This window comes from Bacteroidota bacterium, from assembly GCA_030017895.1.
GTDB lineage: Bacteria > Bacteroidota > Ignavibacteria > UBA10030 > BY39 > JASEGV01.
On sequence record JASEGV010000084.1, the window covers coordinates 1 to 11827 of the forward strand.

Annotated in this window: 18 protein-coding genes and 1 pseudogene; 6 read left to right on the plus strand and 13 right to left on the minus strand. The window is 40.8% G+C overall.

Translation table 11 applies throughout. From position 1 onward, the window contains the following. Positions 1-66 precede the first annotated feature (66 nt). The 4 genes and pseudogenes from QME58_12425 (at position 67) to QME58_12440 (ending at position 3996) form a co-directional block, all read left to right on the plus strand. A pseudogene (locus tag QME58_12425) lies at positions 67-1242 on the plus strand (phage minor head protein). Beyond that, positions 1232-1753 carry a phage virion morphogenesis protein gene (locus QME58_12430; protein ID MDI6804629.1) on the plus strand — a complete coding sequence of 174 codons (522 nt, stop codon included), beginning with the start codon at positions 1232-1234 and terminating at the stop codon, positions 1751-1753. The pseudogene QME58_12425 and the gene QME58_12430 overlap by 11 nt, the downstream one beginning before the upstream one ends. Next, the gene (locus QME58_12435; GenBank protein ID MDI6804630.1) at positions 1754-2554 is read left to right on the plus strand and encodes a hypothetical protein; all 801 of its coding nucleotides are present in this window, start codon (positions 1754-1756) and stop codon (positions 2552-2554) included. A 2-nt stretch (positions 2555-2556) separates the two neighbouring features. Then, a complete protein-coding gene (locus QME58_12440; protein ID MDI6804631.1) occupies positions 2557-3996 on the plus strand; it encodes a terminase family protein in 1440 nt (479 codons plus the stop codon). A 191-nt stretch (positions 3997-4187) separates the two neighbouring features. Here the strand turns inward: QME58_12440 and QME58_12445 are convergent, their stop codons facing one another. The 13 genes from QME58_12445 to QME58_12505 form a co-directional block, all read right to left on the minus strand. Further along, a complete protein-coding gene (locus QME58_12445) occupies positions 4188-4493 on the minus strand; it encodes a helix-turn-helix transcriptional regulator (protein ID MDI6804632.1) in 306 nt (101 codons plus the stop codon). Positions 4494-4503: 10 nt separating this feature from the next. Next, positions 4504-5022 (minus strand): hypothetical protein, encoded by a 519-nt coding sequence (locus QME58_12450; protein MDI6804633.1) that lies wholly within the window; start codon positions 5020-5022, stop codon positions 4504-4506. A gap of 12 nt (positions 5023-5034) precedes the next feature. Beyond that, positions 5035-5496 (minus strand): hypothetical protein, encoded by a 462-nt coding sequence (locus QME58_12455; GenBank protein ID MDI6804634.1) that lies wholly within the window; start codon positions 5494-5496, stop codon positions 5035-5037. A 2-nt stretch (positions 5497-5498) separates the two neighbouring features. Then, positions 5499-5897 carry a hypothetical protein gene (locus tag QME58_12460; GenBank protein ID MDI6804635.1) on the minus strand — a complete coding sequence of 133 codons (399 nt, stop codon included), beginning with the start codon at positions 5895-5897 and terminating at the stop codon, positions 5499-5501. Next, positions 5897-6406, minus strand: a complete 510-nt coding sequence (locus QME58_12465; protein ID MDI6804636.1) for a host-nuclease inhibitor Gam family protein — start codon at positions 6404-6406, stop codon at positions 5897-5899. The genes QME58_12460 and QME58_12465 overlap by 1 nt, the downstream gene beginning before the upstream one ends. 108 nt (positions 6407-6514) lie before the next feature. After that, the gene (locus QME58_12470; protein ID MDI6804637.1) at positions 6515-6835 is read right to left on the minus strand and encodes a hypothetical protein; all 321 of its coding nucleotides are present in this window, start codon (positions 6833-6835) and stop codon (positions 6515-6517) included. Then, positions 6832-7083, minus strand: coding sequence for a hypothetical protein (locus QME58_12475; GenBank protein MDI6804638.1), 252 nt, complete (start codon positions 7081-7083; stop codon positions 6832-6834). Before QME58_12475 ends, QME58_12470 begins: the two co-directional genes overlap by 4 nt. Continuing rightward, entirely contained in the window at positions 7046-7237 is a 192-nt protein-coding gene (locus QME58_12480; protein MDI6804639.1) for a hypothetical protein, read from the minus strand. The genes QME58_12475 and QME58_12480 overlap by 38 nt, the downstream gene beginning before the upstream one ends. 283 nt (positions 7238-7520) lie before the next feature. Beyond that, positions 7521-8009, minus strand: a complete 489-nt coding sequence (locus QME58_12485; protein ID MDI6804640.1) for a hypothetical protein — start codon at positions 8007-8009, stop codon at positions 7521-7523. Positions 8010-8020: 11 nt separating this feature from the next. After that, positions 8021-8395 (minus strand): hypothetical protein, encoded by a 375-nt coding sequence (locus tag QME58_12490; protein ID MDI6804641.1) that lies wholly within the window; start codon positions 8393-8395, stop codon positions 8021-8023. A gap of 15 nt (positions 8396-8410) precedes the next feature. Then, positions 8411-8560, minus strand: a complete 150-nt coding sequence (locus QME58_12495) for a hypothetical protein (protein MDI6804642.1) — start codon at positions 8558-8560, stop codon at positions 8411-8413. Positions 8561-8673: 113 nt separating this feature from the next. Further along, complete coding sequence (locus QME58_12500; protein MDI6804643.1) at positions 8674-10560, minus strand: hypothetical protein; 1887 nt, start codon at positions 10558-10560, stop codon at positions 8674-8676. Between the two features lie 22 nt (positions 10561-10582). After that, a complete protein-coding gene (locus QME58_12505) occupies positions 10583-10756 on the minus strand; it encodes a helix-turn-helix transcriptional regulator (protein ID MDI6804644.1) in 174 nt (57 codons plus the stop codon). Between the two features lie 60 nt (positions 10757-10816). Between QME58_12505 and QME58_12510 the strand changes: the two genes are divergently transcribed. After that, positions 10817-11200: a helix-turn-helix transcriptional regulator gene (locus QME58_12510; GenBank protein MDI6804645.1), complete on the plus strand. Its 384-nt coding sequence runs from the start codon at positions 10817-10819 to the stop codon at positions 11198-11200. A gap of 476 nt (positions 11201-11676) precedes the next feature. Then, positions 11677-11796: an iron-sulfur cluster assembly protein gene (locus QME58_12515; GenBank protein MDI6804646.1), complete on the plus strand. Its 120-nt coding sequence runs from the start codon at positions 11677-11679 to the stop codon at positions 11794-11796. The last annotated feature ends 31 nt before the right edge of the window (positions 11797-11827 follow it).

The following is an 11827-nucleotide window of genomic DNA, read 5'->3' on the forward strand; positions in this document are numbered from 1 at the left end:
TTTCTTAAATATACAAAAAAAAGTATTCAATAAGTCAATTTTTGGAACCGCCCTTTACGGACAGCAACGACGAGCGCCTACCATGGAGCTTATTATCAGAAGCTTCAAAAATTGAAAGATGTTTACCCAGCATACATGTATATGACGCGGGACGATAACCGCGTGCGTGAAGCGCACCGGGCACTGCACGGCAAAGTTTTTAATGCGAACGATCCGATATGGAATAAAGTCCTTCCGCCAAACGGATGGAACTGCAGGTGTTACTTTAATCCGTTGACTGAAGATGAGATGAGAGACACGCCGCCGGAGAATAAAGTGGACGTGGCTGACCAGACCGCTAAAGACACATTGTTAAAAGAAGCGCGTGTAGATCCGGACTTTAACAGAAATTCGGGAGAGACGGCGAGTATCTGGGGCAAGTGGCTGCAAAGCAAACTTACGGATAAGAAGTACGGTGAAATTACGGAGAGGATGAAAGCAGTTGCGAATAAGATGCCGACGCCGGATGAAGCAATTAAGCAGCTCGAAGATAGTGCTGCCGTATATCGTACGCTTGACTTTACAAAAGATAACTGGGAGAAAGAATTTCCAGGGAATAAGATAACAACGCCTCTCGGTGAGTTTGAAATGGGCGAAGATCAGTACAATAAATTAGCAAGGAGAAAACTATCAAGAGATCAATCAAGAAAAAGGTCAGAGGATTTCGGACTTATAAAATCAACTCTAACAGATCCTGAGTACATAATAGTCCATCAAGATATAGGCAAAGAATATGGGACATTATTTTTGAAAGCGTTTAGAGGTAAAGAAGATTTGATTTTTGCCTCAGTCTTAAAGGACAAAAACGGGGACATAGTTTTTGTAAGTTCAGCCGACAGGACAGTAGGTAATATAAAAGGCAAAATTAAAGAAGGAAAACTCCTTATTTATTCCCGCTGGAAGCATGGAGCCGGGTCTCACACCAACGGTAAGGAATTCACCAGTTCCCCCGGTTACCTTAACTTTGCCGATAATAATATACACAACGACACGGCAAAAATCAATGAGGAGTGGGCTGAGTTTAAATCGCCCGGGAAGATTAAGTTTACAACAATACTATATAAAGTAGATGGTTTTGAATATGAAATAGTAAGTCGGATTGACAATCCGACCTACAAGAAAAACGGCTTTGATACATACGATAAAATAGACTATTACAGGAAAGGCGTGTTACTATTGGATGGATGGAGTAATGGATATTGAAAAATTAAAACAATATTTGACCGGCGAGGTTAAGAGAAAAGTTGATATTGCTCTGGGAGTAATAGAAACGTTTGCGCCGAAAGCGATACATAAAAATTTTGAAAAAGGCGGACGTCCGGTACCATGGAAGCCGTCTCAGAAGAAAGGCAAGAACAAAGGGACAAAAACTCTTGTAGTAACCGGCACACTCAGCAATGTCTCGGCAACTCGGAATGGAAGCGATTTATCTGTAACGCTATCGGTTGATCCGAGATCGCGTGCTTACGCAAGAATACATCAAGAAGGCGGAACGATACACATGCCGACACGGACGCTGCGGTTCAGAGAAAAAAAATACAAGAGCGGTGAAACACGGACTGTGTTTGCATCTAAAAGACACAAACGGATTAAGATGGAAAAGACATCAAAGCCGTATGTAATCAAAATGCCGCCGAGACCTTTTATGGTGATACCGGAGGAAGATATTAATAAGATGCGAAGTGAGATAGAAAAAAAATGGAGTAATGGATAGATGAAATTCAAAGGCAGAACTTACGCGAAGAGAATAAACGAGCTGAAGAGCTTGAGGCATATTGACAGACCTGAGTACTACAAATTAATGGCAGAGATAGAAAAATGTTTCGGAATCTCAGTTAAAACAATTTACCGCGACATGAATAAGCCGGTGCCGGGGCTGCGAAAAGTGCGGAGCGATAGAGGCGCTTTAAAAAACCCTATAACAAAAAACGAATTAGCAATAGCAGAGGAAATTATGAAATCAGGTAAGACAATAAAAAAAACTAGAAAAGTAATCGAAGCTAAAACGAATAAGAAAGTATCTACACGAAAGATGCAGAAGATACGAACTGAAGCTGCGAAACAAAAAGGGTCTCGCAATTCACTGTTCGGGAATGAAGCCAGAAAGTTTTTTGAGAAACTGTTCGAGTACGAGCTGATAGCCCCCGGCAGAGGCGTTGAGATGAAGTACGAGGATGTCTCATTTATCGTGAACAAGGAAGACTTGAGAGATGTGATAATGATACTCACGAACGCTTATAACCGAGCTGTTTTGGTAGATGACAAAAAACTTCAGTTGGACCGTAACCAGATGCGCAAGGTGATGTTGCACCATTTAATTGAGGACCAGATGCGCATAGCGGCGGAATCGGCAGACGGCAAGTTAGTGGAATCGCTGACACGTATGATAGACCGCTTGGAAGTGGAACAAAAAATAGACGTAAATTTCGAAGTGTTAGAAAATATATGTAAGTCGTTCAAGCCCGAAATTACACGAAGCGATGTTGTGGAACTGGTTAAAAAGCAGATGGGGTAGATGTGAAGAAATTAACATTACTTCAGGAGGCGCTGATTGAAGAAAAGAAGTTGGCGTTCGATGCGAAGCAAAAGCTCTTAAAGAGAAAAATAAAACCGACAGACATACTATCTGTATTGCTTCCGAATTATAAACCGCAGCCGAAGCAGTGTTTGTTCCATAACAGCTCTGCATACGAGAAGGGTATTAAGGGCGGATTTCAGAGCGGTAAAACAACGGCGTTCTGTGCGGAGGCAATATATTTAGGTTATCTGAACAGACCGCATCCAGTGCTGCTTGTTTCGCCCGGCTACGACGGAGCAATATCTATATTAGGCGAAAAGCTGAAAGAGTTTTGTGAAGACAATAATTTGGAATACGAATTTCTTACGTCGCGCGGAGAGTTTAACATATCGTTCGGACATAAGCCGGGAGACCAGATAAGGATATGGCTTGCCGGAGGCGAGAGTCCGCAGTTTTTAAAAGGTTACACCGTAGCTGCGGCAGGAATGGATGAGCCGTTTGTGCAAAGTAAAGAAACGTTCGAGGTTGTGTTAAGCAGGATTTCAAAAAAATCTGTGCGTAATGCTTTTTTTTGGAGCGGAACGCCGGAGCCGAATAAGATGGAATGGGGTTTGAATTACTTTGAGCGAGACCATAACGAGAAGACTTTGTTCACGGTTACCATACCGACACACGATAATATTCATCTTACCAAAACCTACATCGAGAAATTGGAGAGCAAATACGACAGCAGGACTCAGGAAGTTTATCTGAAGGGAAAATACTTACTGCTCTCGGCGAACAGGGTTTACTATGCTTTTAAGAAACAAAAAAATACATTTAGTTTAGAGCACAAATGCGTGAGCGGTGAGTTGATTTTGTCTTTTGATTTTAACGTTGACCCGATGACGGCGGTAGTGATTGCCGTAGATAAATCGAAATCGGTGCCGGTTGCCTACCAGCTGAAAGAATTTTCTCTATCTTCATCGAACACAAAAGAGTTGTGCGTGGCGGTGATTGCGTGGATAGAATCAAGTCATAATTCAAAATTAAAAAATAAAAATACCATTATAATAACGGGAGACGCCACGGGTAAAAAGAGGGGGACGCGAAGTTACTTTTCGGATTACGAAATAATCAGGGACGAGTTCGCAAAAGCCGGGATTAATTTTTATTTTAACGTGCCGAACGAAAACCCACCGGTACGTGACAGAGTTAATTTTGTTAACAAATTATTCGAGCAAAACTTGTTTTATATTTCCGAGAACTGCTTGAAGAGTATAAGGGATAGAGAGCTTGTAACGTGGAAGCAGAGCGGCGAAGGGTTTATTATAGATAAAAGCAAAAAAGATTTAACCCATTTAAGTGATGCGGCTGACTATGGATTGTACAACAATCAAATTGTGCTGTCGCCTGATTCGGAAGAGACGGGCTTCTATTTGGAATACCGACATAGATAATAGTTGCTATTTTGTTTTGTTTTTTCTGGGCGCAAAGAGCGGCTTATTTTTATTTTCCTTAGAGTATGTTTGCTCAATGGTTCTGAAAGTATGGTTACACTTAGGACAAAAGCGTATGCGGACTTTTGAGTTGTAAATAAACGAGGTCTTAGCTACTCCCGTCTTACTGTTTTTACAAAACGGACATCGCATTATTCGTCTCCATTGTTTGATACTATATCGTTAGGAATATCGGCGATTTGTTTTTGGCGTAAGCTTAACGACCAGTGCTGCATTAGCGATGCTAACTTACGCACGTCGGGATTTTTAGCTTTGGAAACCCCGACATCGCAAAGCTCCGAAAATAATGGGTGGGTAAAAACCTTCATCAATTGGTCTTCAATATTAATTGTAGAAAAAATTACATCAGCCAACGGGCTTTTTAGTTTTCCGGAATATACTTTGCTTATATAGCTTTTTGAAACACCGATTAATTTTGCAGCGTCTGATTGTTTCATTTACTTTCCCTTATAAATATAAAATAATTACTATGCCTGTGAGCGTGCCTATTACCGCTGCTATTATGAATGATAGTGTGTTAATTTTAAACCTGCCAAAAGCGGACGGGACGATTAACCTGATGACTCCGAGAACCGACCAGTTCAACCAGGTAATAGGATAATCCTTTGGAGGGAATGGATATTTGCCCAGAAGATAGTATAAAACATCGCATGCGGTAAACCACCAGGCTATGAGGCATGCGGCAGCGGTTTGCCAGCCAAACAATACATAGATTAGAGCAGTAAATATTATCTGGAAACTGGTTTGAACAATCCGGTAAGCAATGCGAGGAACACCATCTCTGAAATCGAGGGTGTGCTTGAAGCCCAATAAATCGAAAGCGGTGAAGCCGATAAGGAAGGATGTGAAAGCAAGATAATTTATTTTGTATGCAGCCGCCGGAATAAATAATATTCCGGCAAAAAGGATTGCTATAAGAGAGAAATCCTTTTTTAATAGAAGTATCGTATTTCTATAATTACTCATAGGGGTTTCCTTTTAAGGTTTGATTTTTATAATTATTATGAGAAAAATTCCAAGGACAACAACAACAATAAAGAGATATACCCAGGGCGGTGTTTTGTAAATAATTTTATCTATAGTTTTAGTCTTGACGGTGTCGAGGTATTTTAAAACTAATACAGTGTCGCCCCGCAGGATATGGACATCCCACCTATTTTGTGAGAGCTGGTATTTTATTTTCATGTGAGCGTTGCTGATAGCTGTATCGAGCGATGCTTTTATATCAAGTATACGGTCGATTGAATCGCGTAAGATTTCAAGTTGACCGCTTTGCGTGTCGATTATTATTGGCTCCGATATAATACGGATTGTATCGGTTTTCTCTATTATCGTTATTGTTTCTTGCAAACTTGGATTACATCCGATATACAGGACACAAATAATAACCAATATTTGGATAATCCATTCGCTAATTCTGTCAAATTTCGATTGTTCCACAATTAATCTCCTTCTTTTGTTTTCCATAAGTTTACTTCACGTTTAGTTTCATCGTCGAATATTACGCCGGCTTTAACTATAAGCCCTAACTCTAACAGCTCGTTCCGGCGAGCCGTTACTCTGTTTACGGGTATATTATAATAGACCGATATTTCGCGGTCGGTTGCAAAGCCCAACTCTTTAAATGCGTTATATACCTGTTTTTGGCATCGTGGTAAGTCGTTGCATACAGCTTTGTAGCTTTCGTCCCGCTGTATAGTTCCGGTTTCAATATATTTGGGTGCGATTAAAATTTTATAATCGCGGAGGTCTTCCTTTGATGTTGCGAACAGCGGCAGACCGGCAGTTGGAAGCTGCTTGATAATTTCCCCTACGAGCCTGCCTTTTCGGTAACGAGCCATTAGATAATCGGAGTCTCGTTTACTTCATAATAAAACTGCTCAGACTGGGTGAGCTGTAGTCCGAATTTTGCCAGATCTCTGGAGTCGGGATACTGCGATTTGATTGCGTCTTTATCAAGTTCTTCTTTAACGCGGATGAAGCGTGTTAATTTTAGTTTCTTTATAATGGTGAGAACAACCTCCCAAGTGTTGCCACGCAGCGGTTGCAGTTTCGGTGTGCTTAATCGGAAGCTTACGAGCCCATAATTTAAGGCGATGGTTTTCGATTCTACGAACTCGTCACGATGTTCGCTGCAATAGAGCTCGATGTCTTTTTCGAGCGCCATAATGCTTTCGCGTGCTTCGCGTGTTTCTTCTTCGTATTTGCCTTGGATGTCGAGAATCAATTTATTCATTTGGGCTTCGCGCTTCGAGACGAATGATTTTTCGAGCCCGATAAATCTTAGGTTTTGGTCAACATCTTGAAACGATGTCAACGTTGTTTTTTGGATAGTTTTTGTTTTAGGCATTGTTTTCCTTTAAGTTAAGTTTTGTTAATTCGATTGCGTAGCAGGTATAAAGCTTCCTCATCTTCGTGAACAGTTCTGTAAGTCGCATCGTATTTTTTTGCTGGCATGTTACTTCTCCTTTATAAAACGTATTTGTATTTCTCTACCTAAAAGACCATTGTAATACTTTTCCTTTTCTTCCGTCCAGCGGCGGACGGTAGTCCACTTTACTCCCTCGGTGAATATCGTTATGACGAGTAGTTTACCTTTTGGAAGCGGATAGAATCCTCCTTCGTGTTCTGTATCATGTTTGATGAAGTCCGGGGTGAGGTCGTTGTAGTGTTTGACCTCGATGCCGCAGATGAACGACTCACAAAAAGTTGCAACGCCTGGCGGCATCTTTTTGTAACGGTGCGAAAAATTTATAGCAGGAATTCTCCGATTACTCATATATTATGTTCTTTGCGTGTTATAATTTTGTTTGCCGTGCGCATCCAGTTATTTATAAACCTTCCAAAAAGTCGTATTGGGACTCTATCCGGGTTCGATACAAGCCAAGCTTCGGCTAACAATAACTGATCGCGGAACGATTTTATTCTAGGATAAGCCCACCAGTACACTTCAAGCATTTTATCCGTTAAAACCATTTTTGGGAATATGCTACTTTGCCAGATTATTTTCTGATCTCTGTTTTTCATACTCGAATACGTTATCATCAGTGAATGATGTGGACAGGCAAAGTCCTTCAACTATTGCGGCATCCGTAAGCCGCTTGCCCAATTGATAAAATTTTTCTTGTACCGCCCATTTGTCTTTTATTGGTGATTTGATTTCTAATTTTATGATCATCATGACAGTGCCCCTGTTTTTTTCATGTATATTTCTGCTATGCCTGGAACGTTTATACAAATACTGCAAACACCTAATTTCGTTTTATTGTTTTTAAAAATCCACTCGCTTGTCCTGCTTTTCTTACAGGAACAGTGGACACAGATATATGGTTTATGATTATTTTTTTTTGTCTTCACGGGCGAACCTCAGTTACACTTGCCGGCGCAAACCGCATAGCGTCCGTTATATCGAAGCTCCACGCATGTCTGTCCGTTGATGCCCAACACGTTTAATCGAATATCCATCAGGATACTTCTCCCATTTTATTTTGGTTGCGTTTTTGAATCTTATCTAAACGTTTAATTATTTTATCAGCTTCCTTAGCCGATAAAAACGAGTATAGCTTGCGAAGTTTGTTGTTTTGAATTTCCCAGGGAGAAAGACGCTTGCGGTAATTCGGTAATGTTTCTAGTATATAGCTGAAGGTTGCTTCTAACCCCCAGTTAAATTTGTACTTGGTAATTTTGATGATGCAAGCGCGCTGGTTTGCCGTCATGCGCGCTTCGCCGATGAGTTGGTCAATCTGATTTTTGTTCTTTAAAATATTACTTGCAATATTTTTAAAGTTGATATATACGGCGAGTGCGTCGGCGTCGGAAAGGTCTTTTGTTGATACGACGCCGAATACCTTCAGCTCGGCATCCAGCACCGTATCGTCTCCGCAGATAAGAGCGCTGAGTGCGTGCAGTTTAGAGTTTAAAAAGTGGCGGTATGTTTGGAAACCTCGGTACATAGTTTAACCAATTATTCTCCGATTTGTTTAATTTTTTTAAGCTCTTCGCGGATGTCGAATCCAAGTTTATTTGCAATTTTAAGCATACCGTTTATTTCTGTAGAGAGCAGGTCGCACATTTGGTGACAGTTCTTTGCTTCTTTTTTTGCCTCTGCAGCTTGGCGATATTCTTTACTCGAACGAATCCTCTGGTAGTTAACGCGTGCAACCTCTTTAACTCGTTTCTCGTTTGTATAGAAATCGTTCATCTGGATTATGTTCTCCTGGATTACTGAGAGAATGAGCTGCTTCTGTTTGCGTTCTGGCAGGCGCTCGAAATTTTTCGGCAGCTCTATAAGAGCGCCGTCGCTACCGACCATAGTTTGTACTTGTGTAATGTTTGACATAGTTAGATCTCCTTCTTAATTTTTGCTAATTATTACGCCGTTAATTATTTCGTTCTTTGGTATCTGTACTATTAAAAGGTTTTTAATCTGCCTCTCGTGCAGTTCTTTCTCTTTTTGACAAGAATACCTGTTTATTTTTTCCGGGCACCCCGTTGATTCTATCATTGTTTATTATCCTTTATAGTATATGTACCACCGCCATCTTTGGAATATCCATCGTTTGCTACACCTCCAAGCGTGGACACATCTTTCCTTTCATTTCGTTTTTTAACCAGACGTTATACTTCGAATGTTAGTTTGACTGTATCAGTTTCTCCGGACGACAGGGCGGGCTGTATTTGTTCTACCAATACCGGCAACTGCGTTAATTTTTCTTTTATATCTGCCTCAAGCTGCTTCTTTATTAGTTCACGTTTTCTAATAATTTCTCCGTCGGGCGCAATGTTCGGGACCAGGGCTTTTGAGAATTCTTCGGAGTTCATTTCCATCTCTGCGAGCTTTGCCTCGGCAATAACTTTTACGTGCTTGTTTATTTCTTTACGGTTATTGTTCACCTGATGGTGCTTATCGGCTTGCATCCTGGTGTTACAGAGAGTTGCAATGTAACTGCCGCTCTCGTAGATTTCTCCGGTTGCCCGGTCGAACATTTGCTCGAACGCGTAGAGGTCAACCTCGGATGGCTCTGATGGGTTGTAAACAACACGAAACTTGTGTCCGTTAAAAGACACAGGCAGAGATAATGCGGGCAGGTATTGTTCGCCGCGGAATATGAGCCGGTGGTTGTACACTTTTATATCCTCGCAGCTCATGGCATAACGGATTGTTTGCATAGATATATCATGCTTGATATAGCCGGTCCAGTTGCGGTTGAAATAATCAAGAATATTCACCTTTTCCTTTTTGCCCTTTACGACGCGTGTGCGAGGGCGTGTAAGATAAAATCCCTGAATATAATTTTCGAATGATTTTTGATAATCCTGTAAAAATATGTTGCACTCTTCGGGCGAAAGTTTTTGAGTTGTGTGGCGGCTCTCTTTTTCCTTATCGGGACCTACAAAGTTGGTGAAGAACCCGTCAAGTTCGGATTTGAAAAAGCCGAAACACCTTTCGATAGTAGCTTTATCTGTCGGGGTGTAGGGCTTGGAAAATTTAAGCGCGTGATCGTTGGTGTTGAGATAAAGTTTTTTAACAAATTCCTTGAAATCATCGCCGCGGCAAATACCGTTATCCACTAAAAACTTTTTGCGCGGTAACCCGAATTGAGCAACTACCGGCACGAGAGAGTTTATAATATCCTGTGCCGTGAAATCGCCAACCTTAACGATCCATCCGAGAGGATTCATAGTGCGCGCCTCAGCCCAAAACCATATCTGAACTTTCTTCTGAACGTAATCGCGCTTTGTATCGTCCCAGACAAACACTGAGGCAACATCGGCTTTGTGGTCGTCACCGACTATATAATCCATAAAACCGACATCGTCCGTAAACGCGCCGATAACTGTAGGCAGTTGTTTCATAAACAAGTTATAGTGGTTGAAATACTGGTGCAGTGTTGGGTAGCCCGATTGTTTAAAATCTAAACCAAGCTGACGGTAAAGGGTTGAGCGCGGGACTGCGGCAAGCTCGTAGTACTCTTCGTTATTGCGGGCGAAGTGCTGGACAAGGTCAACGACGAGCGAAAGATTTATATTGGCGTTTTTAAAGTAGATGTATGACGCCAGCGCGCGTGCTTTATCGAACATTTTGGAGAGCAGAGCATTTTTAACGGCGAACTTATCGCTGCGGGTTTTGCGAGCTAATGCAGTATGCCCATGCAGCGATATTTTTTTGAGTTTACGGTAAACCGATTTATGGTCGTAGCCGCGCAGCTCCACACCGAGCAGCTGCCAGCGTTCGGCTTTGTGCTGTATGAATTTAATTGTGGCGGCTTTGCCCTCAAGCGTTCTTGCAACGGCTAATATCAAATCATCCAATTCCGATTTGATACTTTCTACAAGTACGGCGCGCTGATCGGCGTTGAGTGTTATGGTTTTAGCTTCGTCCGGCTCTATAATGTACGTGCGGTTGTTTATGTTTAGAGAGTACAGCTCACCGCGGTTGATCTTTTCGTAAATCCAAGCACGACCGAACTTTGAATTTTTAATATAGTCTTGTATAGGAGTCATAGTTTTGTTTTTTGGTTTTAAATTAATCCACCTTCAAGCTTTTGTGTATAATTTTTTTAATCTTTTCGAGCATCTCTGGGTTCTTGCGTTTGCCGAGGATGAGCATAGAGATGTAGTTGCGTGTAACGCCAAGCTTGTGGGCAATCTGTGCCCGGTTCGGGATGCGTTGATATAGGTCAATTGTTTTATTCTTCATATCTTTCTATATTTAGGTTGCAATGTGAACAGGTGTAATGTAACCAATTGAAAATATTTTATGATGTCCTCTATAGGTGATAGAATAAGGCAATTTGGGTTAAAAAAATATGGTAGCATTAATGCTTTTTCTGAAGCTATGGGTGTGACGGCTTCAAACCTTCAACAGTATTTAGCAGACAGAAGGCAACCAGGGACCCCTGTACTGCTAAAATTGAAGCAATTAGGTTGCGACATCAATTGGTTATTGGATGAGTGTGATGGCAAGCCGCCGCCGCGTGAAGCGGAAAGAGAAGATAAAGTAAAGCAGCTTGAGGAGGAGAATAGATGCCTACGCGACGAACTTAGCCAAGTATTACTCCATGCTCAAGCTATCTGCAATCTCGAAAAAATAATAGACATAAAAAAAGGCAAAAAACGGCACTTACAATTTGACATTCGGTAATAATTACATAGCGAATAAAGAGTATTTAAGATGTTACAGTGTTACAGCCAGTGTGTTACAACTGTTACAACGCAGAAAAAAAGCTTTGAATGCGTTGCAGAAAAGCCATTTGGTGAGTGTCGGCAGTCCAAAAATGGGCGTCAAAAATGTCATATTCTCAAATATCGTGAACAGAGGTATCTAAATTGAATTGGAAAGGGGAAATCAAAAAGCCAAAATTCTCAAATAACGTGGTAAGAAACAATATGTTGATGTTTCTGAAGCTAATAAATTTTTGGAATATGCCAATGAGCATGATGTTACTCCTTGGGTCACTGTATCAAACAAATTATAATCTGAAAAATATTAAATTAATCTCCTTATTCCTACATCGTCCCCACCTGCACCTGAGCATCAAATAATATTATTACCATTTGCTAATCCGATAGAAATCTCTTATCTTTTTATCAAAATTTTGAATATTCATAGAAAAATCAATGATTCTAAATATAAATAACGTTCTTAATGCTTTAAAAGTTGTAATAGACCCAGACCTACATAAAGACATCGTCTCGCTTGGATTTGTAAAAGACATTAAGGGCGGTTCCAAAAATTGACTTATTGAATACTTTTTTTTGTATATTTAAG